The organism is Paenibacillus baimaensis, assembly GCF_025567575.1.
Genome location: NZ_JAOQIO010000124.1, coordinates 225,325 through 251,117 on the forward strand (window position 1 = coordinate 225,325; position 25,793 = coordinate 251,117).

The window sequence follows — 25,793 nt, forward strand, 5'->3', positions numbered from 1 at the left end:
GCATTTTTCTCTTTGGGAGAGAATGCCTTTTGCGTTTACGAACTTATAGATACGGGCTTTCGTGCTTGGCCTTCAGCATACTCCAGCGTCGTTCCACTTCCCTCTCGAACTCTTTATAGGAATCCTCATACTCAGGTTTAGTCATATGCTTCGTTTTGCCCATGGTAGTGAGCCACTCTGACAAAGGAACCTTTTTACTCTTATCCTCCGGATTGTAAGTTATCGTTGTAACCCCATGCTCTACCTCATACAACGGGAAGAAGCAGGAATCTACTGCCGCACCGACAATATTGGACCCGTCCTCGTCTTCTGACAGCCAATTCAATGGACAGGCAATCAAAATCTTGCCGTATACCAAACCTTCATTCTGGGCATACCATTGAGCCTTGGCACCTTTACGAACCAAATCCTGCGGGAACGCCTCTGATCCTGTAAATACATAAGGAATGTGGGTTGCTGCCATAATTTGCGCGGTGTCCTTGTGATGGAACACTTTCCCCCCCTGCTTGGAGCCTACATTGGAAGTCGATGTCCGATGGCCCATTGGCGTGGAATAAGACAGCTGTGCACCTGTATTCATGTAACCTTCATTATCGTACTCCAGAATGATCATTTTGTGATTTCGCAGCGCTGCACCGATTGCTGGCCCCATCCCGATATCCATCCCACCGTCGCCAGTGATCATCACGAATGTGAAATCGGCAGGCAGGTTATATGCATCCAGTTCACCGCGGCGTTTGCGCTCCCAGAACATTTCAACAACACCGGACATGGTAGCTGCACCATTTTGGAACAGATTGTGAATATAGGTCGCCTTATGTGAGGAGTACGGATACCCTGTTGTGACTACCATGGCACAGCCTGTGTGGAACAACGCTACGATATCACCCTCGATCCCCTTGAAGAACAATTCAAGACCTGAGAAAATACCGCAGCCCGGACAGGCGCCATGACCCGGAGCAATTCGTTTTGGCTTCTTCGTTAGAGCACGCAAAGGCGGAATGCGAACATTCAGCTTCTTCGTCTCTTCATCCTGCTTGACCGTGATCAGTCCTGTATTTAATTCCTCATATTTCATCGGGTTCAGGACACGTTTCATGGTTCGATTCGGATCCCCAACCGAATGACCGTAATAATCGAACGGTACTTCTACCTTGCCTTTTTCCACCGCTTCTATAGCGAACTGGAATAATGCATGACCATCCTCATTGTAAAAATCCTTGCCACCCAGACCATAGATACGGCTTATGACCATCGTGTCATGATTGCCAAGCGTGAACAGTGCAGCCTTGATTTCATTGACCATATTGCCGCCATGACCACCATAAGAATCAGCACGGTCGCCAACGGTGACAGCCTTCACATTTTTCAAGGCTTCAGCTATCGCCTTTTGCGGGAATGGACGAATCAAATTGGGGGCAATGGAACCCGCTTTAATGCCCTGAGCACGAAGCTGATCCACAACGTCTTTAATAATTTCCGATGCTGAATTCATTAGGAACACAGCAACCTCTGCATCCTCCATACAATACAAATCAAGAATCGGATAGTCGCGCCCTGTCAGTTCTGCATATTCGGTACGAATACGGTCAAAGACATGCTCCGCCCTGTACATCGCCATGGACTGCTGGTAGCAGTTATTAATATAGTCGGGTTCATTCATGTAAGGTCCGACTGTGATTGGATTGTTACGGTCAAGCGTATCGGCAAAACCAACTGGTGGCTGTTCCCCGATAAAAGCCTGTACATCCTCACGTTTGGTGAATGTTTGTACCCGGCGCTTTTGGTGTGAAGTGAAGTATCCATCGGACGCAACAATAACAGGCAAGCGGACTTCAGCATCCTCAGCCAGTTTAAGTGCCATAATATTCATGTCATACACAGCCTGCGGGTCACGGCACATCAGGATTGGCCAGCCGGTATTCAAAGCATAATATAAATCGGAGTGGTCTCCGTGAATGTTCAAAGGTCCGGATACGGAGCGACAGACAAGGTTCATTACCATCGGAAAACGGGTTCCCGATTGCACCGGCATTTGCTCCAGCATATACAAGTATCCATTCGCGCTGGTCGCATTAAATACACGACCGCCAGCTGTGGATGCTCCATAGCAAATCCCTGCTGAACCGTGCTCGCCATCTGCCGGAATCAGCTTGATGTCGTGCTGTCCGTTAGCCTTCATCATATCAAGAAATTGAGCAACCTCTGTAGAAGGCGAGATTGGGAAATATCCCATAATGTGATAATTGATTTGGTGTGCGGCGTAAGCCGCCATTTCATTACCGGATTCATATACGATCCGCTGCTCCACTGTACCCTGAGGAATCTCTTTATTAATCTCAATTGCCACTTTGTTCTCCACCCTTCAATTTACATGTAATGGATTATGATATGCGATTTACACGAATCAGGTTGCAGCCAAATCGAACCGGTGAGGTACACGATGCTCATCCGCATAGCCGTCAGCTTCCCTTGCACTGGAAAGTGCCTCCGTTGGACAGGCCTGTACACATTTCAAGCAGCCCTTGCAGTATTGGTAATCGATTCCCTGGAGGAACATTTGCGGCCTGCCCTTTTTATCTGCTTGCTCATCCCACACAAAGCAAAAGTCCGGACAGACCGTGTCACAGGCTGCACAGTGAATACATTTGTCATCTTCAAAATGCGGCATCATGCCCGCCCTCGATATACTCAGATCCTTCAATACACTATTTCCGGGATTCGTAATGACACCGCCCATAGGCTGTGTACCAAAACCAAGAACAGGAGTATCCTGCCGGATATATGAAGGCATTTGGTCACCTTCCGTCAGCTCAAAAGTTTGAAAGATAACCTCGTTGTAACCCCTTTCAAATGTATTTAATGCTGGCTGTACAGCTAAAGGATACTTCTTCTCCAACGATTTGCGGATAACATTTTTCATCGTATCGGGATTAAGAAAAGGACACAACCGGAATAATGCACCTAACATTGCCATATTAACCCGATTTTTCTCTTCTAGCGAAATGCCAATCGCATCAATCACGGCGATCGTTCCGCCCTTCATATTCATCTTGGCCTTCAGCTCTTCCGGAGTTTTCGTCGAATTGACCAGCACCAGTGTATCCTCATAAATGCCACTAATCACATTGATCGTTTTCGACAAAGATTCATGAAATACGCCTACGACATGCGGACGTTCCACGGGTGAGGTATCCCGAATATTCGTGTTGATATCGCAAAAACGGATATGCGCCTTGACCGCAGAGCCCTTCTTCTCCGAACCATAGGAGGAAAAACTGACGCCGTTCAAGCCGGCACCTACCACGCCAGCCTCTGCCAGCATTTTGCCAGCTAGGTTAGCTCCGAGTCCTCCAATTGATTCCAATCTGATTTCAAAAAAACCCAGTTCATTAGTTCTTGGTAGCGTAACCATTGCAAGACCCCTTTCGAGAATAAACTGAAAATTAGATTAGTTTTCTAAATACTATTTATATTCTGAATAGATCGACAAATTCCTCTATTGTAAAAATATTTTTATTAAAAAAGCGGTAACCTTTCTCTTACCCCCATCCATATGCCGAAGAAACCGCGCTGATCGCGGTTTCCTGTAGTCATTGCTTTTGTTCTCTTACAAAAATCTCACCATTAAGGATGCAAAGCCTTCTTTACACGCAAAAGGATGGTTACAGCCTCCGCGCGCGTGGTCTTGTCATTTGGCATAAAGCGGTTGTCTTCTCTACCCTGTAGGAGTCCCTGCTGAACACCTGCATGTATATAGGGCTTCGCCCATGCAGGTATGTTGGAATCATCTCCAAAGGATGTGTCGCCCGCTAACTCGATTGGCCATTTCAGTGCTTTTGTAATCAACACAGCCATTTCCATTCGGTTCATCGTATTTTGAGGCAGGAAAGTACCATCAGAGTAACCATTAATGATTCCATGAGAAACCCCATATTGAATGGCTTGCTGTGCCCAATTCGGAATGTCTGCTTTATCCGTAAAAGTGATTGGGGTTAATTCAGTGCTTGACCCTTGTAAGGTGCGGATAAGCAGCGTAATAAATTCCGCCCTTGTTACCGCTTCATTAGGACGCATCCTATGATCAGAATCACCTTGAACAATTCCTGCTGACGCAGCCTCACAAATTTCTGCTGCCGCCCAGTGTCCACCAATATCTGTAAAAATGCAAGACATTGCTGTTGTATTCTCTGAAACGGTTGTTTTCTCTGGAACTGTGCGGTGAATCGTGTAGGAGTAGGATTTCGCAGAGCCATTCGGCGCCTTGACCATAATGACAACCACATTATCTCCTTCAGAGAGCTGGATTTGCTTTGAACCCTCCAGGGTCTCGCCTTGTAAAGTAACGATGCTTCTCGAATCCGCGGCCTCCACTTGAACCTCGATAATTTCATTAATGGTCTCTACTGCTCCTTCCAGGGATACAGACAGCTCCTTTCCATCTACTAGAAACTTTATGACTTTCAAATCAACATTGCCGGAAAGGGATGACCCGCGTCTGATTGGATTATCAGGTTCTACCGTCACGTTAAGAGGTTCCACGATCACGGTACGCGTAACCTCTACTGCCGCAATACCAGCAGGATCCTGCACGTTGTAACGCACGGTATACGTTCCCGTTGCTTGCATGTTTACAGCCCCGGTTACTGCTATTCGGTTTGAGAGGTCTCCATAATAGGTATCATTAGCTTGAGCTCCGGGATCCATGAAAGTATCTCCTACCATCAAGTTCATTGTTGATTGACCTAACAGCCTAATGACAGGCTGAGCAATCACATATACATACCGAGTGACCGTAAGTGCCGAATTATGTGAACTGTCTGCTACATTGTAATCGATGTTATACTTACCTATGCGGCTCGTATCCACGATTCCTGTGACATTGATCAAGGAAGAAACATCGCTCTCATATTCATCCTGTGCCCTTGCCCCCGGATCATGAAATGAACCTCCAACCCCAATGACCCATAAATGATCACCCAGTAAAGAAAGAACTGGTGGCTTTGTATCTTTCACATACACGTACCTTGTTACCGTGGGAGCTGTATGATTCAAGTGATCGGTTGCGTTATAAACTAAGCTGTAGGTTCCTAATTCACGAGTATGTACCGCCCCCGTTATTATGGGTACTAAAGCTCCTCCTTGGAAATCCATCGCCGTTGCACCCGGATCCGTGTATGAGCTGTTTACTTCTACAGTCATAGGATTGGGCCCGTTCAGTTGAATCACGGGTCCATCGTAGACATATACGTTTCGGGTAACCCGAGCTGTATTACCTGCATGATCAGTCACATGATACATAACTGGATAAGAACCAGGGATTGCTGTATTCACAATGCCTGTTTTTATAATGCTGGACGAATGAATATTTCCATCGATATTGTCTGTCACAGTCACACCGGGTTCCACATAAGACTGCCCTATGGGCACATACATCGGATTACTGCCATTTAGAATTAGATCCGGTACTGTGTTATCAAGAATAAATAAATGGGTTACTTGATGGATAAGATTACCCGCCTTGTCCTTGGCCTGTATGTGCAGGTACCAATTCCCGTCTCCACTGCTTTGAATAAGTTCCTGCCCATTCAGGAACGAGGTCCAACCGCTGACTGGCACGGCCGAGCCCTGCATCCATACATACTGAAGTGAAACAGGATCAACACCACTTTCCGTATCGGTAACCGTTACCCGGGTTGCGGCTGATTTTGTCGATGATGCATTTCCATTAACGCTGAATTGAACATCGGGGGACGCCGAATCTCTGACTATCGTGATTGTATAGGATCGGCCTGGTAAAAAATAAGGCTCCACACGAACGGGAATTTCCGTTGATGCTCCTGTTACGTTAACTATAGTTGCATTACCGCTGGATTTCAGCTGATTGTTGACATACAAGGCAGACAGGGATGAATCAGCGAATGTGGCCGTTACATGTACGCTAGAAGCAGAGGCGCCGATATAGGAATACGTATATGCTGTGACCGTAGATTGAAATGGCGGGTTGAAAGAACCCTCCTGCAAGGTTAAACCGTTTAGATCAGCACTGCCCGGAACAGTTGGATAACCTCCCCAAGCGATGACAGTTCCGTCCGCTTTCAGCGCAAGCGAAGAGTAACCTCCTGCGGCGATCCCCGTCACACCGTTCAGTCCTGCCGGTACACTCACTTGATCGGCATTATTTTCTCCCCAGGCGACAACGGTGCCGTCGGCTTTCAACGCGAGCAAATGGTTCTTTCCCGCAGTGATTGCCGCCACGCCGTTCAGTCCGGCCGGTGTGTTCCTTATGTCGTATGTATTATCTCCCCAAACAGCGACAGTGCCGTCCGTTTTCAATGCTGCTGAATAGTTTGATCCTGCGGCGATTGATTTTACATGATCCAGTCCCGGCGGTACATTGCTTTGACCGTAAACATTATCCCCCCAGGCAACGATCGTGCCGTCTGTTTTCAAAGCAAGCATATGGCTCACTCCCACAGCAATCGACTTCACACCGTTTAGTCCCGGCGGTACGTTATTTTGGCCGGTGGTATTATCTCCCCAAGCGGCGACGGTGCCATCTGTTTTCAACACGAGCGAAGTGTAGCCTCCCGCAGCGATCGACACCACACCGTTTAACCCTAACGGTACGTTCGTTTGACGATTACCATTATATCCCCAAGCAACGACGGTACCGTCCGTTTTCAACGCGAGCGAATGGAGATCTCCTGCAGCGATCGATTTTACATCGTTCAGTCCAACTGGTATGTTCCCTTGACCGTAAATATTATCACCCCAAGCGGCGACAGTGCCGTCCGTTTTCAACGCGAGTAAATGCCACCCTCCTGCGTCGATCATTCTCCCTTTTACAAATAATTGCAGATCTTCCGGCACATTCATTTGCCCGTTGTTATTATTTCCCCAGGCGACGATGGTGCCGTCCGACTTCAACGCCATCGAATGGCTCCATCCGCTAGCTATCGACATCACATCGTTCAGTCCCGCTGGTACGTCAGTTTGATTATTACTATTCATTCCCCAGGCGACAACCTTGCCGTCTGACTTCAGCGCCATTGAATGGTAAATTCCCGCGGTGATCGACACCACATCGTTCAGTCCCGAGGGTATGTCCGTTTGATGGTAACCATTATATCCCCAGGCAACGACAGTGCCATCAGATTTCAACGCTAACGAATGGTATCCCCCCGCCGCGATTGACACTACTCCATTCAGTCCTGCTGGTACGCTTGTTTGACCCTGAATATTAAATCCCCAAGCGACGACGGTACCGTCGGATTTCAATGCGAGCTGATGATTGAAGCCCGCCGCAATGGATATCACCCCATTCAGACCCGCTGGTACGTCTGTTTGACCGTAACCATTATCTCCCCAAGCAACAACAGTGCCGTCCGACTTCAATGCCATCGAATCGTTTGTTCCCGCAGCGATCGACACTACATCGTTCAAACCCGAGGGAATGTCCGTTTGATGGTAAGCATTATATCCCCAGGCAACGACGGTACCATCGGATTTTAACGCTAGCGAGTGGAAATCTCCCGCCGCAATGGCCACCACACCGTTCAGTCCTGCTGGTACACTCGTTTGACCCTGACTATTACTTCCCCAAGCAATGAGGGTGCCGTCTGATTTCAATGCGAGTGAATGGGCGGCTCCCGCCGCGATTTTCCCTTTTAGCCGCCCTTCGTTTCCCGATTGCGCGGCCTGAGCGGAAGTTCCAACGAATGAAAGTAACATGCACAACAGCATAGCCAAAAGTAAAGCAGCATAGCACGTTTTTCGTAACTTAATCGATTGCATTATAGCTCTCCCTTCAACACACTTCCGATTACAACCAGTATAAAAAACTTCGAATAAAAAAAAATCTACCTGTGGCTCAAAAACAGAGCCTGCAGGTAGAGACAAGGTTATAGATATAACGTCGATAACGACGCCATCCGTTCATTAGTTCTTATAAGGGAACTGCGCTGAGCGTCTAACCGCTTCCACGCGACTGTTCACATGAAGCTTGCTGTACAGATGATTAACGTGCGTTTTGAGGGTACCGTATCCGATTTGAAGCTGCTCGGCGATTTCCCGGTTACTGAGCCCTTCCCTCATCAATTCCAGCACGCGTTGTTCCTTTCCTGTCAAAATCTCATCGAAACCAGCAGCTGCAACTTCGATGTAGGCAACCTCATGTAAGAATCCATGCAGCACTTTGCGAACATAGTGAAGAGACAACCCACCCATATGGCGGATATGCCTGCTTTGCCGCTTTCGTATGTACATAAGCAGCATCTTTCTCAACGGTTCGCCCTCATCCACGAACAGGCGTATGCTATCATCAGGTTCTGCCCAACGCAGCGCTTCTTCCAGCTTGAGAATGGCATCTTCCGGTTTACCCGCTTGCTCCGACAGCAGCGCTTGTACAAGAAGGATTTCCGTTGTTTTAAGCGACATCTGCTCCCTCACGGCCAGTTCCAACAATCTCCCGCATAACGTCATGGCTTCTTCGCAATATCCTAATGCCATAAATACCCGTGCCACAAATAAATAATCATGCATATGAATAACGGAAACTGCATCCTTGTCGGAAAGCCCATATCGGTTCAACCACTCCTGGCCGAGCTGGACATCGCCGCTCTGCATTTCTATGCGAGCAATCGCATGATCTGCATACATCATCCCGCCAGGAATATCCCGCTCCATGAAACGCTTTTTCGCTTCCAACAGCGTATTGATCGCTTCCTCCCGCTTACCGGCAGCACCCTTCAAACGTGCCATCAGAAGCCAACCCGACACAAATGCTTGCTCCGTTCCAAGCTTAATCTGTTCCGCAAGGCGGAGTCCTGTGTGCACATGACGCTCCGCTTCCTCCAGCTCGTTCCATTCATACAGCAGTTCCGCATAACTGATACAGACCGACGCTGAAATCCATTGATTCATATCAGCCACGATTTCTAATAATTTTTTAAAAAAGGGTACAGCAACCGCCTTCCCAAACTGTCCCCGGGCGCTTTGGAACAACTGCAGGGCCGAAGCTTGCAGTGGCATATCGAACATCCCGTAGATGAAGCTGTCTGTGCTTGGCATGGACTCCAAGTAGGCTTGGAAAGATTGAAAGGCCCCGAGCCGATCCTGATTTGTTATAATTTGGGATGTGGAACGTACCAAATGAAGGCCACCCAAATATTTTTGACGCTCCTCCTCTGTCCATGTCTCCGAATGAGCCTGATAAATTTGTTCCCCTTTCATAAGCAGCCGAGCCGGTTCTTCCTTCCCGTTGCCCAAAAAAGACGCCAGCAAATAAGTCACAAAGAGTGATGGCCGCTGCCACAGAAACGGTTCAGGAAAACCCGACAGCCACGAGCAAAGCCTCGTCCAGCCCACCCCGACCACACGGCCCGTCATACGCTCCAGCAGCGCTGCTGCCCGTTCATAATGCCCGCCAGCTATGTAGTAGTCCACAGCTTCTTCTTCAAGCTCTTGCTGCTCGCACCAACCACCAGCCAAAGCACGCAGCTCCGATGCTTTGTGCGGATCTGCATTGTCCAACTGCTTTCCCAAAAATTCAGCGAACAAATGATGAAACCGGAACCAGCAGTGTTCTTCATCAAGAGGAATCGTAAACAGATGGGCTCGATACAGGTATTCAAGCACGCTTCGGCTGTCATCCCTGCCACTCACGGCTTGGCATAACGGCGCACTCATCCTTGACAAAACGGAACAGTTCATTAGAAATACACGAATCGATTCGTCCTGTAATTCGAATACTTCTTCCAGTAAATACTTTTCAATAGACTGATCCCTTCCCGAGAAATTATGAACAAATACTGAAACCCAATCCCGTTTTCGGATCGTTAGAGCAGCCAGCTTCATAGCGGCGATCCAGCCTTCAGTACGCTGCACAAGCATCATGGCTTCATCATCCGACAAAGTCAAGTTCATACAGTCTTTATAAAAATCAATGCCTTCCCGAACCGCAAATCTTAACTCCTCAGCTTCTACTCGAAACATCATCTCGCGGTTTTCCAGTCTGGCAGATGGAAAACCAGGCTCGGTACGGCTGGCGATGTAAATATGTATGTGTCCCGGCAAATGCTCAATAAAGTAAGCCACCGACTGGTGGATAACCAAATCCCGAATGAGATGAAAATCATCCAGCGCCAGCACGACAGGTGCTTGTAACCTGCCCAGCACGTTCAATAAGGTAGCCACGAACGGTTCATAGCCTTGATGAAATTGTATGGAATGGAGCTTCTGCTTCAATCCCGGATAAGCTTGGTCAAAAGCCGATACGACATAGCTCCAGAATCGGGAAAGATCGTTATCCCCATCATCCAGTGAAACCCAGGCTACCGGCGTATCAATGTCCCGCAGCCACTGGCTCAATAACGTCGTTTTGCCGAATCCGGCAGGGGCGCAGATGAATGTAATTTTATAGGACAAGCCTTTTTGCAGCGTACTCCATAACCGTGGGCGGGCGATTATATTGGCGATGTTGTTCTGCATATGGAGCTTGGTTGATAAAATGCTATTGTCAGTTGATCTCAACTGCAGACACCTCCTTTCGAAAGCTTTTTCAAACATATGAAGCTTAATTGCGTTGTCAAATGCAGCCACAGCTGGTTTTTGCATTGAATAGTCAGGCACTGGATGTGAGTCCAAGTCAAAAAAAGACCATTCTCCAAAGTCAAAGACTTGAGAATAGCCTGTCCTGCCTTACAAAACCCTGAAAAACCCGTTGCCATTCGTCGGCACAATCGGCTCCCGATCATGCTGCAAGCCGGCTCCGTTACCGCGCAATGCTGCATCGATCAGCCACTGTGTGAAGCTTGCTACCTTCATCGTTTGCATTTCTTCCATTGAGTAGAATCCGGCCCCATCTACTTCAACACCATCAGGAATAGGCTCTCCGCTTATATAATCCATCTCAAAAGCCACATACAAATTATGTACCGAAGCTCGCGGCTGGTCGCGCAAGGCAATAATTCCCTTAACATTAGTTTGAACTCCACACTCTTCAAGCACTTCACGAATTACCGTTTCCTCAATAGGCTCCAGCTGTTCAATATAGCCTCCAGGATTAGTCCAATTCCCTTTACCAGGCTCTTGCGCCCTGCGAACAAGCAGCACTTTATCATCTTTTATAACAAGGGCTCCAACCCCGATACTGTAAGATCCCCAATGAACTGCGCTGCAGCTCGTACATGCACGACGTTCTACGCCATCTATGGTCCGTATTTCCATAGGCTGGCCGCATTCCGTACAAAAATTGATCGCCATTCGTTTCTTCCACCTCTCCAAATGCATCCTGTATGTATGCGCCAATTATGGCAGCTAATCGTTATCATAGCTTGTTTGCGACTATCTTTCCAGACCCATTTTGCATGTTAGCTGCTGTGAATGTCAATGGAACCAGTTAAGCCGTACAGCGCTTTATTTTTTCTTGAGCGCAAGCATCTGATACACCTCTCTCGTGTCTCCTTTAAGTTGAATCTGTGCACTGCGCATCTGCGAAGAACCATCGCCATCGAGGAATACTCCATCCACGACCTGGTTGCGACCTACCCATTCTATCGCCGCTGTGCGAAATTGTTCTACCGTACAAGGAGTCTCCGAAACTAGCAGCCATAGATTCTGGGACTTGTCATAAACCGCACCTGAACGAAGCCGGGCCTCCGCAAACGCCGGCATATCCTCAGCCAACGCCTGCTGAATCCACTGCTCATCGTGCTGCAATGACATACTGACTCCACCTTGCGCCCAATAGTGTCCTTTATCTGTTACATGAAGCTGCTCTGCATCAATCGCGACTTGTACGTTAAAGCTGCCTGTAATTTCATCCCATACCAAGGTACCTTTCGGAACATCAATATTATACCACCCTGATCCATAGTCCCACTGCTGGCCAACTAACGGTTGGTCATTGACAACGGCAATACTAAGCAAATCTCCATTCCAAAAAAAACCGCCATTAATCCCGAATTCATCGGTTAACGTTACATTCGACTGAATATGTTTCAACACAATATTATTAGGCCGAGTGCGCAGCGAATGAAGTTTAACCCCGTTCTGGGTCGTTGTTTTCTGATAGGTATAGGTCTCGGATCGCAGATCCGCTCCAGAGGGCTCAAGCGCTGTGAATACGATAGCAATCAAATTCCCAAACAAAAAAGCCATCACCAGCAGCGGCAATCGTGCTCGGATAAATCGAACAATACCGGCAGCCTCCTCTTTACGATTCCATTCCAGCATGGAACGAGCACCTCTTCTCGTTAAATAAGTGAACAACCTCTGAATCTAGCAAAAACAACCTGCTAGTTTTTATGTCTATTGTAACTTTATGAAGCATAATATGAAATATGCATGTCCATTCGTATAGTAAGCAGATACGTAAAAACGCCTTGCGCATCGTTCGTACGCAAGACGTTTATCTGGGTCTTTCATTCGCCGTATCACAACGGCGCTATCGGGCACTACATCATGAAGGACTGATGCTGAGAGGGAGTATTCCCATTATTGGGAAATGGAGCGCCGTATGGCTGCCGTCCTTGCAGCCTGCTTTGTACAAATTGGCTTTGTTCTTGCTGTGCTTGTTGATGCTGCATGAATTTCTTTTCAACTTCCTGGCGAAGTACCGGCGATGATGCATTATACATATTGTGCTGCTTCATGTAACCGTACACTTTGGCCTGTGATTCCAGGGTGCTGTTCAATAAGGAAGTAAGTGTTTGTCGGATAGCGCTGCAATTGGATTCCGTCACAGCCGTCGTATATTCACGACTTGTCCGTTTCAGCTCGCAGAGAATGGTGAGCAGCATTTCTCTTTCCGGTAAAGCACCTGTACTCTGATTCATATTTCAGGTCACCTCTTTCTAATTATAGTTTTGTGTAGGAGCAATGGGTACATGCTGATGAAGAGTTTGCATCAGGGTGTTATAATGGTGATTATGCACATTGATAATGTCCATACACAGCAAATGGGTAGCATTTTGCTGTGTGCTTGCTGCGAGAACGGCACATTGCTTAATAATCAAATCCTCATTAGAAATCGAATCTGTAACGTAATCCAGCTCTTTGGTAGATATCGGTTCCATCATCATATATTCTCCCTTTTAACGATATTTATTACCGACAATATCATACCCTAACCCAATGATATTATTCGGGCTGCTACTTTAAAATTTAAGCAGGTGATACACAAATTGGGATTTTTTCGAACAAAGATTAGGCGAAAATCCATTTTCGTAGTATGATAGACACTAATAAAAGTAGAGCAGATGCAACAAGACTTTGGAAAACCAGACTTTAGTCCAGTTCAATACAGTACTCTGGTCCGTGTGCAAAGTGGCTTGAAGACATTATGCTTACAGATAGCTTTAATGAATCGAAAAGGGGAATTTTAAATGAACGCAAACGAGACAACTGCGCTTCAAAAAATGTTGTTCTTCTATAAATTTATCCGAACCCCCAAAGCAATTGGAAGCGTTACTCCAAGCTCCCGGCATCTGGCCAACAAAATGGTATCGGCTGTGCAATGGAATGAAATCACGAGCGTAGCCGAGCTTGGGGCAGGAACAGGCGTCATTACGCAAGCTATCCATCGTTCGTTAAAGCATGAAACCAAGGTTATGCTGTTTGAACGTGACTCCCATCTTCGGAAACAGCTGGAACATCAGCACCCGGGCTTTACTACCCATTCCGATGCCAAAAGCATTCACAGTGTTGTAAGGCAGCAAGGCCTTGAGCATGTTGACTGTATTATCAGCGGGCTCCCTTTTGCAAACTTCCCGCAGCAAGTACGTAACGATCTGATGGAGCAGATCGTCAATTCATTAAAACCGGACGGTCTCTTTATCGCCTTCCAATATACACTCCAAATGAAGAAACAGTTAAGCAAGCATTTTGAAATTGAGGCCATACAGTTCGTTATGCTCAATGTTCCACCAGCCTTTGTCTATGTATGCCGTAAAAAGCAGTCAAGTGTCACTGGCCATCACTAGCCTAAGTATCTATCAGCTTCCGCAATATCTCAAAGCCTGTTTCGCGACTAATGATCGCATTCCCTGCGTGGAATTCTCCTTTTGCATCGTTTTATTGAATCGGTTACTATGGAATACAAAGCCTTGTGGCTAGTAACTGATTTGAACGAAATGAGGTGTCACGGTTTGGAAGAGATTATTATAGTCGGAGCAGGCCCTTGTGGATTGTCTGCAGCCTTGGAGCTGCAAAAGCTGGGCTATGCACCTTTGATCATCGAGAAATACAGTATTGCACACTCTATTTACTTATACCCGACCTACATGCATTTTTTCAGCACTCCGGATTTACTAGAAATAGGCGGCATTCCATTTACAACCCCCAACGAAAAGCCATCGCGCCTTGAAGCGCTTCATTATTATCGAAATGCTGCTTTACGCAGCAAGGTCCGAATTCAGTCGTACCATACTGTCCAGTCGATTACAAAGACAGATAACGGCTCATTTGAGCTGCAGCTGAGTGATCGATTTAATAACATTTCGATGATCAAGGCCCGTTATGTCATTGTGGCTACGGGATATTTTGATCATCCGAACATGCTGGGCATTCCTGGGGAGGAATCCGCCAAAGTCTCCCACTATTTTCATGAGGCCCACCCTTACAGCGGCACAAAGGTTGCAGTAATTGGTGGAAGTAACTCCGCTATCGATGCAGCCATGGATTTAATGCGTGCAGGTGCAGATGTCACGATTGTTTATCGGGGAGAAGGCTTCTCATCAAGCATTAAGCCTTGGGTTCTTCCCGTATTTGAAAGCATGATCAAGAAAGGGAGAATCAAAATGCTGTTCGGATCACAGATCATTCAAATCCATGACCAATCCATTCTAGTTCGGACTGGAGACAACGAGCAGCTCCTGGATAATGATTTTGTACTTGCTTTAACCGGGTTTCGCCCTGATCGAGGACTTCTCGCATCCGCTGGTGTACAGATGGATGAGACGTCCACAGCTCCTATACATAATCCAGAAACCATGGAAACCCCGATTCCCGGCTTGTTCATTGCAGGTGTCGCCGCTTCAGGAAGCGATGCCAACGAAGTGTTCATTGAATCAGGGCGACTGCATGGCGGTATGATTGCTCGCCGAATTGCCGAAAGCAACTTGTAGAGAACTCTTATCCGTTATTCTTACATAATTAATACCCATATTTTAAAGACTGAAATTTTAAAAAAGGATTTTTCTATGAAGACAAAAAGAGCAGTTTTCTGAGATTCACAGAAAACTGCTCTTTTTCTCATTTATTTGAATTTCAAATCAAGCACAATCCGTATTTGTGCTTGTTCTCTCTCCTACTCCACTCAGATTGGTGAATAATAGGCGGAGCGGCCGTGGTGTTCTGTAGAAGCGAACAACAACGATCAGAAGAACATTACGGCCGCGCAGCTGCACTTATTCACCAATCTTTCACCAAGCTCCCCCCTTAAAAGATCAGATTCTTTTCACGCTGCGTCAGCCTTCTCCCGGCAATGTCAACGACTAGCTTGCCTTCGGCCAGACCCCATATGCGCGAGCCAAATTTTTCGGCCATCTCGACCTGATGCAAACTGCAAAAAATGGTCACCTTATCCTTGGTACAAATGTCTTTCAAATCCTCCATTACACGCAAAGCGGCTTCCGGGTCCAATCCGGATATAGGTTCATCTGCATAGATAACTCTCGCTCCCCGAATCAAAGCCTTAGCAATCGCTACACGCTGCTTCTCCCCACCGCTCAGCTTTTCAACAGGATCATGTGCTTTTTCGAGTAAGCCGACCTTGTCCAAATAGTCCATCGCAGTCATATGATCATCGCCAGATGTGGTCCCCGAAAGAATGCGCCACCATGCTTTGTGAAAGAACAAGCCACTAAGTACATTTTTTAAAGCAGATTTACGTGGATTCAAATCAGGCTTTTCCTCCAGAAAGGCCCAATCCTTACGAAGCTTGAATTTCTCCAGCCCGTTCACTCCCGAAATATCTTTCCCTTGGTATATGTATTGACCTTCGTCCCAATTCAGCTTTAAGGATAAACAGCGAAACAGTGTGGTTTTGCCGCTTCCGCTGCCTCCAACTAAAGCAATAAGCTCACCCTCGTCCGCTTGAAAGCTTAGCTTGTCTAATATTTGGTGATTTGGTGGAAATGATTTAGATAAATTACGTACAATAATCATCCGATTCCTTCTCCCTTTCCTTGTGACCCGGCAATAATCTTTATTATATAACATCTTGCGTCAACAAAAAAACTTTAATTACTAAAAGGAGTTCCTATTCCTTGTTTTCATACATAAAAACTGCTTTTCAGCACAAAATAAGGCAAATCGGGATTAAGAAAGGATGAGTTATTATGAACGGCTCAGGCTATAGAATTGGATTATCCCTGCTGACAGCTGCAGCTCTGCTGGGAACGGGTGCATGTGGAGCTAATACTGGACAAATGGAGCAGCAAGGCCAATCAGGTCAATCCAAAGCGCAAAATCTGAGTGTTCAGTCATCCTCCACACCCCACCTACTGGCCGGAAAAGAGAACAAAGAACGCGTGAATACGCCATTAACATTGGCCGATTTGCACCATAAATATCGCAGTACTTTTTTGTTCAACGGGCCCAAAAGCTTGCGTCAGGCTGCACTTACCTTTGATGATGTCCCGGATACAACGTTTACCGCTCAAATATTGGATGTTCTCAAAAAATATGGAGTGAAAGCAACATTTTTTGTCGTTGGCAACCGTGCCGAAGCGCATCCCGAGATGATCCGGCGTATACAGAATGAAGGACACATCATTGGCAGTCACAGCTATACGCACCCGAATTTATCCAAAACGAGTGATGCTGACTTTCATGATGAAATACATCGTACAGAAGAGGTCCTTGCTGCCATTACTGGCGCCAAGCCAAAGCTTTTTCGTCCGCCGTATGGCAATGTCACCGAATCGCAAATATTATGGCTAGCCAGTCAACAGTACCATATTATTAACTGGAATGTAGATTCACTGGATTGGAAGGGACTCAGCGCCGATCAGGTGGCAGATAATGTGTTGGGTCATGTTGTACCAGGAGCAGTGATTCTGCAGCACGGAGCCGGCGGTGAAGGCGAGAATTTGGCAGGCACAGTACAAGCGCTTCCAAGGATCATCGAAAAGCTCCAGGAAGCCCATATCGAGCTGGTCACGATTCCACAGTTGTTTCAAATTAATGACAGTGTCAAGGTGGATAGCCCCATGCACGAGTAAACTCATCTCCCTGAAACTTGAAAGAGAGAAGCCTGTTTGTGGCCTCTCTCCCCTTCTGCAGCTTACTTTATTTGTCCTCCAATGGGTAAAAAATGACATCCACAGGAAACGCAGAACCCGCTGCGGGTGTGAATTCGATATCGAGCGACGGCTCCGTTCCGTCTGTGCGTGCCAATATGGTATAACCTTGGTAATCCATCATAATGCCGGATGGCGGCGCTTGAACGATACTTCCGTTAATCTCGAAGGGACCTCTAAATACGCCTCCCCGCGGCAGAAGCAGCAGAGCCATTTTCGGTGGATGATCCATATGAATTTTATAAACAACACCATAGTTGCCCAAATTCAGCGAATGCTCCTTCACGTAGGCATCGACCCCTGTCACGAATTGATCGGACGTACCGTCTCCAATTGCAAGTGAGGATGGTTTCTTTAATCCGGTAAGATCGACGTTCCAGGACACATCCGAGCCATCGAACGTTCCCCTCACATTCCCTGTATAATCCAGCTGCTTGTACATACCGACAGATTCAATACCGGCACCTGCGTCCATGGCGACGAAGGAGAAATAGACTTCTCCACTTGTTTCAACATCATACATCACGTTCATCCCTTGGTCGGGATAAAATTCCGGCATTTTTTTGTAATACATCGTTTGATAAGGTGCAACCGTAATCGATTCTGGCGTGCTGTCGCTTTGCAAAAATTCGATTGAGGCCTCGTTTCCAATGAGATTCGCATATATCGAGGGATGTACCTCGCCATGACGCGTAGTCTTGATCGTTACTGGCTTATCGGGACTTGGATTACGAACAATGATTGCGAACTGCACCTTTTCCTTCATGCCATTCACATGATCCGCATACAGCCTTGCTTTTCCATTCACTTTTTCCTGATATAAAAATCCTTTTTCAGTAAAGGTTTCCGGGCTATCACTTACGATCAAAGGCCGGTCCTTTTCAAGCGTTGCGATGTTAGGAAGCTGTGGAATTCCTCGTAAGTAAGCACGAAGCGTTGCTTCCTCTTCCTTCACATACGTTCCCACTGGCTCGTGGTACACCTTATATTCAAATTCATCCAGATACGGCTCGTCCACAATTTCTACGTTGTAGGAGAAGGGTTCACTGACGGTACCTTTACTATCCGTAACGGAGAGCGAAACCTTGAACAAACCCGGTTGAAAAATCGCTTCGGCTTTTCCTGTCCACTCAACGTTTTTAATGGTATCCCCATCTGGATCATAGCTCGTATTCGAATAAATAATCGGCTCACCCAAACGATACGATTTCTTATTTACGGAAAATCTGGCTACCGGCTTCGTATTCGGCATCGTATCATTGAACAAGCTGCCAGCCTCAGCCCGTTTAATATACAACAGCTCCACTCGCTGCAGTTGTTCATTAACTGTCGCTTTGAATCCGATAAAACGATTTAACCAGCTCAATTCGACATACAACCGATCATTCAACTGGAAAGCAGCCTGCTCAAAATTCTCCATCTTACCATTAACACGCAACTGCTTGGCAGCAAGCTGAAGCTGAATAAATGCTGCAGGCGTCGTCACCTGAACACTTCCGGTAGTAGCATCCCACTCTACTGGAACACCAAGCAATGACGGAAGACTCGCTGCAGGCAGATAAGTACGGTTGTTAATTTGAACAACGGGTGCCTCCAAGGCAAGCATGGTACCATTGAGGAAAGCTTCACTCTTGCCATAATACAGCAGCAGCGATCTACTTTCAGGCACAGGCGCGTCGGCTGCAGAAGCATAGGGAGTCATAGAATTCGGTAACAAACAGCTGATGAATAGGATCAATGTGCCCATCGCGGCGAACCACTTTTTATATAGAGATGATATCACTTGACGAACTCCTTTATGATGGAATACTACTGCTTATCGGGCAGTGGATAAACAATGAAATCTACGGGCAGCTGGTTGCTTTCCGAGGCCATTAGCTCGATCTCAATTTTCTTTTCAGAAACTGATGTGCGATGAAGCAGCAAGGCTTCATTTGAGGTTAATCCACCTGCAGGTATCGAAATGACATTGCCGTTGACCCGAACTGAACCTTCAAAAAAGCCACCACGTGGATATAATGCGACTGCTGTCTTACCGTTAAATTCCAGACCAATCCGATAACGGACTCCGGCATTGCTTCCATAGGTAACTGCTTGCACAGAGTCGGATCCCATTTCCTTGGTGACTCCATTGAGCAGCGGTTCAATAGAACCATCACCAATACTGAATGAAACCGGCTCCTTTAGAGATCTTGTATCTAACTGAAAGCTCACCTCGGAAGCCGGAGATACGGTATGCCGTAAATCTTTGGATTGCACGGTTCGATAAGCTCCAAGCTGATATGGTTGTTCACCAGGCGAAATCATTACATAAGATACCTCGACTGCTCCATCTGTTTGAATATCATAAAGTCCTTGAAAGCCCTGTCCAGAGCTTAACTCCTGACTTACCTTATACAAAACCGCAGTACCGGGATTTACTGTCATACTGCCCGACTCCGAATGATTCGTGAGAAAGCTTTCAACTGTTTTACTTCCGAGAATAGGTGTGTAAATGGAAGCCTGCGACTCAGCAACCGCTGTTGTGCTGACAGTAACAGAGCGTGTATCACTTTGATTACGTATCATAATGGCAAGCTGTGCAGCGCTGCTCATCCCATTGATATATTGGGTGTACAAACGGGCACGACCATTCATATTTTCCCTGAATAAAAATCCCTTCTCGACAATAGGTTTTGAACTACTCCCAAGAAGCAAACGACGTTCTTCCGATGGTCTGGGCAGCACGGACATTATTGGATTCTCCAAAGACTGTCTCACGGTAATGGATGCTACGGATTCTTTGGATAACAAACTGCCTATCGGTTTAAAATAAAACGGATACGCCTGATCACTAATGTAAGGAACGTCGAGAACCGTTATTGTCTGCGAGAACGGCTCGCTTTCATTTCCTTTACCATCCTTAACCTGAAGCGTTACCGTATAAGTGCCCGGCTTAAAAAAGACTTCCTGTTTCCCAATCCAGTTATACCCAGGCAGCCCTTCCGAATCCGGGTCATAGCTTAAGTCCGTGTAGGTCACAGGCTCACCTAATCGATAGGAAGCTTTCCCTAATGCGAATTTGGCAATAGGTTTCGAATTTGGCTGGGTATCGTCATTATGAAGCGTTGATTCTTTGTAAGCGGAAGCGGGCTCCCCAAGACTGCTCAGCTCTACACTTTGGGATGCAGAATCATAGCGATACGTCATATTCGTATAAGGGGCAAGCCAGGTCAGCTTTACAAGCAGCCGCCCATTACGGATCTCGGCGACAGAATCGAACGGAATCGGTTTGCCATTAATCTGTATCTGATTCAGTGACGGATTGAATTGTATAAATGCCTTTGAAGTCAGCATTTGTGCGGTCTGCGTGTCATGGTCCCAAAAAAGCTGAATTTTAAGTGCGTCTGCAACCCATTTGGCGGGTAAATAAAATTGTCCGTTAATTATTGCGGGTGGTTCATCCAGTTTAATCTTTTGAGTATTTACGATAGCTTCGGAATTTCCAGCAAACAGCTGAAGTTGGATCGAGGAAACGGAAACAGCAAGAACCGAGGGAACGTTCATCATTCCAACTGCAAGGGCAGTACTCATTAATAATGTTGCTTTTGCGGCAGCAACCATTCGAAACATGTGCGGTAACTCCTTTTTTGTGAATATTTGTTTTCGAACCATGATCTCCTATGCATAGTACCATGTTCGAATCGTAACCGTCCAGTTGAAACGGCAAAAAACGCTGTGTTAAAATCGTGAACAACCCTATTGAAACCGTTTTCTTCCAAATCATGCCTTATTCATTTTTCATTCAATTAGGGTCAAGAATTGAGGAGAATTTTCCGATTTTTCCCTCGAAAATAAATGACTTTTATTTGCAGAAGCCCTTGCTTAACATTACACGTTATGTTATATTTAAATCAAGCAATATCAAGCTTTTCTTACAAATCCGGCACTCTAACTGTCGCTATGAATTTATATGTTTAGGCACAATCCAGCATCATAAATCAGCTTGTGAGGAGCGATGAACAATGACTTACGGACAACAAAATAATGGACAAGAACAGACGATTTCGGTAGAGCTTACTTTAAATGAAGCACTTGCTTTGACAGGTGTTCGCTTTCGTGAAAACCATCAGTTTGAAATTGAGGGTATGCACAAAATTAAAAAGTCTTTAGAAAATCGATTAATCACGGAACCGAATCGTAAAGAAGTCCAATAAAACGCTACTTTATCTCATCCAAGACCTCCTGAGCTCAGCATATTGAGCCATGGAGGTCTTTTTGGTTATAATGAACCTAAGTGAATGACAAAGGGGCGACGACGGATGAAAATAACGATTAATACGACGATTGATTCTCATAAAGAGCCACTCATTCAAGTCGCTCGATTTATTGGAGAGCATCCCGAGCTTGGACACGAAGAATGGCTGGCTTCAGCCCGACTGATCGATGAGCTTAGGAATTACGGCTTTGATATACAAAATCCTGTACTCGATTTACCTACAGCCTTCATTGCTACGTATCATTCTGGTATTCCCGGTCCTACTGTCGCTTTCTTGTGCGAGTATGATGCACTACCAGAGCTTGGACATGCATGCGGTCATCATCTGATCTCCACGATGGGACTCGCAGCCGCAATTGGTCTTAAATCAGTTCTTGATACAGTCGGTGGAACCATTCGTGTATATGGAACGCCTGCGGAGGAAACGAAGGGTGCCAAGGTGCCCATGTCTGCGGCCGGTTTGTTTGATGACGTTGATTTTGCGTTGATGGCCCACCCTTTTTATACGTATGAAAAATCAGGACATTCCCTTGCGATGGACGCGCTGCAATTTGAATATGTAGGCAAACCGGCGCATGCTGCAGCAAGTCCGCATGAGGGAATTAATGCACTCGATGCCGTGCTGCTGCTCTTCCAATCGATCAATGCTTTAAGACAGCAAATGCAAAGTCATGCCCGTGTTCATGGCATCATCAGCGATGGCGGGAAAGCACCAAATATCATACCGGAGACAACCGCTGCGCAATTTTATATCCGAAGCGACAATCGCCCTTATACCGATGCATTGGTAGAAAAAATCAAACGCTGTGCAGAAGGTGCAGCCTTGCAAACCGGATGTACGTTAAAGATGACCAATTATGAGTACTCCTATGATGAAATGATTTCAAACGAGGTTTTGTCCGATTTGTTTACAGCTAATTTAGTGGATTTGGGGATCAATGAGGCGGATATTCGCAACGGCAAAGATCATGGTTCAATTGATTTAGGGAACGTATCCCGGCACTGTCCCGCTATTCATCCCTTCATCCAGGTAACCCGTGGCGGAGAACTTCTACATACGGAGGAATTTCGTGATCAAGCGATGACGCCTCAAGCGTTCGAAGGCATGCTGCTTGGCGCTAAGGCGCTTGCCAACACAGCTTATGATGTTATGATCGATCCTGCAGTGCTTCAGCGTGTACGGAACGAATTTCGCGAACATGTGCAAGCAGTCAATTCCTGATTCCAGTCTTCATTTTCTTGGAATTGTTGAACATACTCTCCGACCACGCAATTAAACAGGCCAAGAGCAAGTTTCTGTTCATACTTGACGACTCCCTCACACCGGCGTATACTTCCTTTCATAATGTATCGACGATGATGAAGGGTAAGTAGCCGTTGGAGGCGGGTTTCAGAGAGATGGTGTTTGGTGCGAACCATCCCCGGCCGACGTGTGAATGGACTTCGGAGTTGCTTGGCCGAACGTATTTGTTTGTAGGCAAAGCCGGGATTCCCTCTCCGTTACCATGAGGGCTGTATCGATAGTGCTCTTGATGAGCCTGTCCGTACTTGAGAGTGCATCTTCATACCGGAGATGAATAAAGGTGGTACCACGATAACTTCGTCCTTTGCGATGAGGTTTTTTTGCGTTTCATAAAAGGGGGTGATGGCCATGGAGGATGGCTGGTGTTGGCGTATCTCAGATTGGAAGGATGCATCCATAAGTTTGCTCGCAGCCCCATTCATGCTTGCGGAGCCAGCTTTGCTTCGCAAAGCTCAGTTGATGCTTACGAAGCTAGCTTTGCTTCGCAAAGCTTTTAGGAGGAATTTCAATGCAAGAAAGAATTTTAACAGGAGATCGTATTACCGGCAAGCTGCACCTTGGTCATTACGTCGGGAGTTTGAAAAATCGAGTCGAATTGCAAAACAGCTATGAGTGCTTTGTCCTGTTGGCCGATGTTCAGGCACTGACAACGCACTTCGATCATCCTGCTATTGTGTGCGATAATCTGCGTCATGTAGCCATGGACTATTTGGCAGCTGGTATAGATCCCAACCGTTCTACCTTATTTATTCAGTCCATGATCCCGGAAATTGCCGAGTTGACTGTATATTTTTCGATGTTCGTCACGGTTAACTCTCTACGTCATAATCCGACGATTAAGACAGAAGCTGCTGAGCGGGGTTATAAGCAGTTGAATTATGGCTTTCTTGGCTATCCCGTCAGTCAGGCAGCAGACATAGCCATCTGCCGTGCAACGCTCATCCCTGTTGGCGAGGATCAGGTCCCCCACATCGAACAAACGAGAAAAATCATACGCCGTTTTCATGACCTCTATCGACCGGTATTTCCCGAGCCTCAAGCTTTGGTCGGCGATATTCCGCGCTTAACCGGCCTTGATGGAGGTCGTAAAATGGGTAAAAGCTCTGGCAATGCCATCTCCCTGGATTCGAGCCCACAGCAGGTCAAAGAGCTCATACAGAAAGCTGTTACCGATCCAGAGCGGATTCATAAGAATGACCCGGGCCATCCTGATATATGCCCGATCTATAGCTACCATCAAGCCTTTAATGCTCCACAGGCAGATGATATCTACAAGAATTGCACCCAAGGGACCATCGGCTGCTTCGAATGCAAGACAAAGCTTGCAGCCAAGATTAATGAGCTGTTGGAACCGATGAACGAGCGGCGCGAAGCCATCAGCAATTACCCTAAGCAAATCGACGAAATTTTGATAAGCGGTACCGAGCGTGCAAGAGCCTTGGCTCGTGAAACGATGCAGGAAGTACGCGAAGCTATGGGAATCGCCTATTTCGCACAGCCCCGCTGAAAACCAATCATTTAAACATTATAAAAAGCGGTCATCATTTAGATGGCCGCTTACCTTCTGATCATCCATAATGTGACGTCCACAATCCCGCATGAACGAAGTTAGCTGTACATAAAAATCGGCTTGGGCAGATGTATAAAATCATACAACTGCTTCGTTAAGCCTCCCTTGCCGAATCGAAGGATACTGCTCTGGTCCTTCCCATGCTTTTGTTGAATATCCTTAAGGAAATTAATGGTTTGACTGCGTCTTGATGTAATCTCACGATAACCCGTGCTGTAAAGCCATTGATCAATCGTATTATAAATACCACGATTAAGCCCAAAGGTTTGAAAGCAATAATTGACAAACTGAATGTCTGGCAAATGAAGGGCATCTGCCTCGCTTACTTCCAATTCCGAGTGGTCTTGGACTATCACATCATTCATAGTCATTCACCTCCTAATCTAATAAATAGAGACTTCACCCTGCAATAAATGCAGCTTGAAGCCTCCCGATGTCAGGTAGACAAGACTGATATTTCGTTTATAGGTTGTCGTTCCATAAATGGATCTGATAAGACCGTCTACTTAAGATACAGGTAGTTCATTAACCGATTCAATTGCATTCGCATCCGTTCTTTCTTTACGCCATACCGTTTCGGTAATGAACGATTGCACCACACCCTGTAATCTCTCTTCAATTTCCTGAACAAAAGTAAAGCTGTTGTCCTCGGCGCGAATAACCTGAGAATCTAATATAAATGCACCTGACAAAATATGATGCGCACCCAATGCAGACAACACAGGCTTGAACGCATGATCAATGGCAAGCAGATGAGCTATCGTACCGCCAATAGCCAACGGAAGTACCACCTTTCCATCCAGACCTTTTTGCGGTATGAGGTCGAGGAAGCTTTTTAATACTCCTGTGTAAGACGCTTTATATATGGGAGAAGCAACGACGATTGCATCGGCTTCGGCAACAATCCGATTGGCATTCGTGATCGCTGGACTGTCAAATCGTGTATAAAATAAATCTTCAGGCGGCAGGTCACGTACATTTACCCATTGCACCTCCAGCCCTTTCTCAAGAATAGCGTTACTCACAAACTGCAGAACTCCATCTAAACGCGAAGTTGCTGAAGGACTACCAGATATTATTGCAATACGTGCCATTGAGTTCACTCCTTTTATATGAATCGTTATCCATAATTCCGATCAGCTATTTTTGCGAATCTGCTGTCTGTTCACTCCGCTATGCTCGCGATCACGAGCTCCGGCTTCAGCTTCAAAGCGTTTGCGCTCGGTTCTTTCTATCTGTACTATTCTACCATCATGAATCACGATTTGCACAGTCCCATATTCCAAACCATTCACGGAATTAAGTATCCTTTGTGTCCATATGTCATCAACTTCCAACGGTTTTGCCATATCATAA

At 46.3% G+C, this 25,793-nt stretch carries 20 protein-coding genes and 1 other annotated feature; of the genes, 6 read left to right on the plus strand and 14 right to left on the minus strand.

Annotated features, from left to right (window positions below; translation table 11 throughout):
* Positions 1 to 43: 43 nt before the first annotated feature.
* The 8 genes from OB236_RS37425 to OB236_RS37460 form a co-directional block, all read right to left on the minus strand.
* Entirely contained in the window at positions 44 to 2,350 is a 2,307-nt protein-coding gene (locus tag OB236_RS37425) for a thiamine pyrophosphate-dependent enzyme (protein WP_262688580.1), read from the minus strand.
* Positions 2,351 to 2,407: 57 nt separating this feature from the next.
* On the minus strand, positions 2,408 to 3,415 hold the full coding sequence (locus tag OB236_RS37430) for a 2-oxoacid:acceptor oxidoreductase family protein (RefSeq protein WP_262688581.1): 1,008 nt from the start codon (positions 3,413 to 3,415) through the stop codon (positions 2,408 to 2,410).
* A 212-nt stretch (positions 3,416 to 3,627) separates the two neighbouring features.
* Positions 3,628 to 7,797, minus strand: a complete 4,170-nt coding sequence (locus tag OB236_RS37435) for an immunoglobulin-like domain-containing protein (protein ID WP_262688582.1) — start codon at positions 7,795 to 7,797, stop codon at positions 3,628 to 3,630.
* Positions 7,798 to 7,941: 144 nt separating this feature from the next.
* Entirely contained in the window at positions 7,942 to 10,533 is a 2,592-nt protein-coding gene (locus OB236_RS37440) for a LuxR C-terminal-related transcriptional regulator (protein ID WP_262688583.1), read from the minus strand.
* Between the two features lie 168 nt (positions 10,534 to 10,701).
* A complete protein-coding gene (locus OB236_RS37445) occupies positions 10,702 to 11,265 on the minus strand; it encodes an NUDIX hydrolase (RefSeq protein WP_262688584.1) in 564 nt (187 codons plus the stop codon).
* A gap of 153 nt (positions 11,266 to 11,418) precedes the next feature.
* Positions 11,419 to 12,237 carry a hypothetical protein gene (locus OB236_RS37450; protein ID WP_262688585.1) on the minus strand — a complete coding sequence of 273 codons (819 nt, stop codon included), beginning with the start codon at positions 12,235 to 12,237 and terminating at the stop codon, positions 11,419 to 11,421.
* A 221-nt stretch (positions 12,238 to 12,458) separates the two neighbouring features.
* The gene (locus OB236_RS37455; RefSeq protein WP_262688586.1) at positions 12,459 to 12,839 is read right to left on the minus strand and encodes a spore coat protein; all 381 of its coding nucleotides are present in this window, start codon (positions 12,837 to 12,839) and stop codon (positions 12,459 to 12,461) included.
* Positions 12,840 to 12,857: 18 nt separating this feature from the next.
* Positions 12,858 to 13,082, minus strand: coding sequence for a hypothetical protein (locus OB236_RS37460; RefSeq protein ID WP_262688587.1), 225 nt, complete (start codon positions 13,080 to 13,082; stop codon positions 12,858 to 12,860).
* A gap of 306 nt (positions 13,083 to 13,388) precedes the next feature.
* Here OB236_RS37460 and OB236_RS37465 point away from each other — a divergent pair, with 306 nt between their 5' ends.
* The gene (locus tag OB236_RS37465) at positions 13,389 to 13,985 is read left to right on the plus strand and encodes a class I SAM-dependent methyltransferase (protein WP_262688588.1); all 597 of its coding nucleotides are present in this window, start codon (positions 13,389 to 13,391) and stop codon (positions 13,983 to 13,985) included.
* Positions 13,986 to 14,150: 165 nt separating this feature from the next.
* Positions 14,151 to 15,128 (plus strand): YpdA family putative bacillithiol disulfide reductase, encoded by a 978-nt coding sequence (locus OB236_RS37470; RefSeq protein ID WP_262688589.1) that lies wholly within the window; start codon positions 14,151 to 14,153, stop codon positions 15,126 to 15,128.
* A 313-nt stretch (positions 15,129 to 15,441) separates the two neighbouring features.
* On the opposite strand, the gene OB236_RS37475 is transcribed toward OB236_RS37470, so the two are convergent.
* Complete coding sequence (locus tag OB236_RS37475) at positions 15,442 to 16,170, minus strand: phosphonate ABC transporter ATP-binding protein (protein ID WP_076228639.1); 729 nt, start codon at positions 16,168 to 16,170, stop codon at positions 15,442 to 15,444.
* Between the two features lie 173 nt (positions 16,171 to 16,343).
* Here OB236_RS37475 and OB236_RS37480 point away from each other — a divergent pair, with 173 nt between their 5' ends.
* Positions 16,344 to 17,228 carry a polysaccharide deacetylase family protein gene (locus OB236_RS37480; protein WP_262688590.1) on the plus strand — a complete coding sequence of 295 codons (885 nt, stop codon included), beginning with the start codon at positions 16,344 to 16,346 and terminating at the stop codon, positions 17,226 to 17,228.
* A gap of 67 nt (positions 17,229 to 17,295) precedes the next feature.
* Here the strand turns inward: OB236_RS37480 and OB236_RS37485 are convergent, their stop codons facing one another.
* Positions 17,296 to 19,089, minus strand: a complete 1,794-nt coding sequence (locus OB236_RS37485) for a copper amine oxidase N-terminal domain-containing protein (RefSeq protein WP_262688591.1) — start codon at positions 19,087 to 19,089, stop codon at positions 17,296 to 17,298.
* A gap of 26 nt (positions 19,090 to 19,115) precedes the next feature.
* Positions 19,116 to 20,918 (minus strand): stalk domain-containing protein, encoded by a 1,803-nt coding sequence (locus OB236_RS37490; protein WP_262688592.1) that lies wholly within the window; start codon positions 20,916 to 20,918, stop codon positions 19,116 to 19,118.
* Positions 20,919 to 21,310: 392 nt separating this feature from the next.
* Here OB236_RS37490 and OB236_RS37495 point away from each other — a divergent pair, with 392 nt between their 5' ends.
* The 3 genes from OB236_RS37495 to trpS all read left to right on the plus strand — a co-directional run bounded on the left by OB236_RS37495 (position 21,311) and on the right by trpS (position 24,374).
* Complete coding sequence (locus OB236_RS37495; protein WP_076228635.1) at positions 21,311 to 21,502, plus strand: hypothetical protein; 192 nt, start codon at positions 21,311 to 21,313, stop codon at positions 21,500 to 21,502.
* A gap of 105 nt (positions 21,503 to 21,607) precedes the next feature.
* A complete protein-coding gene (locus OB236_RS37500; protein WP_262688593.1) occupies positions 21,608 to 22,786 on the plus strand; it encodes a M20 family metallopeptidase in 1,179 nt (392 codons plus the stop codon).
* A 125-nt stretch (positions 22,787 to 22,911) separates the two neighbouring features.
* Positions 22,912 to 23,175: a binding site (T-box leader), on the plus strand.
* 200 nt (positions 23,176 to 23,375) lie between these two features.
* On the plus strand, positions 23,376 to 24,374 hold the full coding sequence (gene trpS, locus OB236_RS37505; RefSeq protein ID WP_262688594.1) for a tryptophan--tRNA ligase: 999 nt from the start codon (positions 23,376 to 23,378) through the stop codon (positions 24,372 to 24,374).
* 101 nt (positions 24,375 to 24,475) lie between these two features.
* On the opposite strand, the gene OB236_RS37510 is transcribed toward trpS, so the two are convergent.
* The 3 genes from OB236_RS37510 to OB236_RS37520 form a co-directional block, all read right to left on the minus strand.
* On the minus strand, positions 24,476 to 24,802 hold the full coding sequence (locus OB236_RS37510) for a hypothetical protein (protein WP_083689030.1): 327 nt from the start codon (positions 24,800 to 24,802) through the stop codon (positions 24,476 to 24,478).
* A gap of 141 nt (positions 24,803 to 24,943) precedes the next feature.
* Entirely contained in the window at positions 24,944 to 25,531 is a 588-nt protein-coding gene (gene ssuE / locus OB236_RS37515; RefSeq protein ID WP_262688595.1) for an NADPH-dependent FMN reductase, read from the minus strand.
* A gap of 42 nt (positions 25,532 to 25,573) precedes the next feature.
* Complete coding sequence (locus OB236_RS37520) at positions 25,574 to 25,786, minus strand: YezD family protein (protein WP_240418621.1); 213 nt, start codon at positions 25,784 to 25,786, stop codon at positions 25,574 to 25,576.
* Positions 25,787 to 25,793 lie beyond the last annotated feature (7 nt).

What these genes read in the sequence shown, in the direction of transcription:
- OB236_RS37460 (WP_262688587.1), bottom strand. Translation starts at nt 13,082, where the DNA reads ATGATGGAACCGATATCTACCAAAGAGCTGGATTACGTTACAGATTCG.
- OB236_RS37430 (WP_262688581.1), bottom strand. Translation starts at nt 3,415, where the DNA reads ATGGTTACGCTACCAAGAACTAATGAACTGGGTTTTTTTGAAATCAGA.
- OB236_RS37450 (WP_262688585.1), bottom strand. Translation starts at nt 12,237, where the DNA reads ATGCTGGAATGGAATCGTAAAGAGGAGGCTGCCGGTATTGTTCGATTT.
- trpS (WP_262688594.1), top strand. Translation starts at nt 23,376, where the DNA reads ATGCAAGAAAGAATTTTAACAGGAGATCGTATTACCGGCAAGCTGCAC.
- OB236_RS37445 (WP_262688584.1), bottom strand. Translation starts at nt 11,265, where the DNA reads ATGGCGATCAATTTTTGTACGGAATGCGGCCAGCCTATGGAAATACGG.
- OB236_RS37500 (WP_262688593.1), top strand. Translation starts at nt 21,608, where the DNA reads ATGAAAATAACGATTAATACGACGATTGATTCTCATAAAGAGCCACTC.
- OB236_RS37465 (WP_262688588.1), top strand. Translation starts at nt 13,389, where the DNA reads ATGAACGCAAACGAGACAACTGCGCTTCAAAAAATGTTGTTCTTCTAT.
- OB236_RS37455 (WP_262688586.1), bottom strand. Translation starts at nt 12,839, where the DNA reads ATGAATCAGAGTACAGGTGCTTTACCGGAAAGAGAAATGCTGCTCACC.
- OB236_RS37475 (WP_076228639.1), bottom strand. Translation starts at nt 16,170, where the DNA reads ATGATTATTGTACGTAATTTATCTAAATCATTTCCACCAAATCACCAA.
- OB236_RS37480 (WP_262688590.1), top strand. Translation starts at nt 16,344, where the DNA reads ATGAACGGCTCAGGCTATAGAATTGGATTATCCCTGCTGACAGCTGCA.
- OB236_RS37510 (WP_083689030.1), bottom strand. Translation starts at nt 24,802, where the DNA reads ATGAATGATGTGATAGTCCAAGACCACTCGGAATTGGAAGTAAGCGAG.
- OB236_RS37435 (WP_262688582.1), bottom strand. Translation starts at nt 7,797, where the DNA reads ATGCAATCGATTAAGTTACGAAAAACGTGCTATGCTGCTTTACTTTTG.
- OB236_RS37490 (WP_262688592.1), bottom strand. Translation starts at nt 20,918, where the DNA reads ATGTTTCGAATGGTTGCTGCCGCAAAAGCAACATTATTAATGAGTACT.
- OB236_RS37520 (WP_240418621.1), bottom strand. Translation starts at nt 25,786, where the DNA reads ATGGCAAAACCGTTGGAAGTTGATGACATATGGACACAAAGGATACTT.
- OB236_RS37495 (WP_076228635.1), top strand. Translation starts at nt 21,311, where the DNA reads ATGACTTACGGACAACAAAATAATGGACAAGAACAGACGATTTCGGTA.
- ssuE (WP_262688595.1), bottom strand. Translation starts at nt 25,531, where the DNA reads ATGGCACGTATTGCAATAATATCTGGTAGTCCTTCAGCAACTTCGCGT.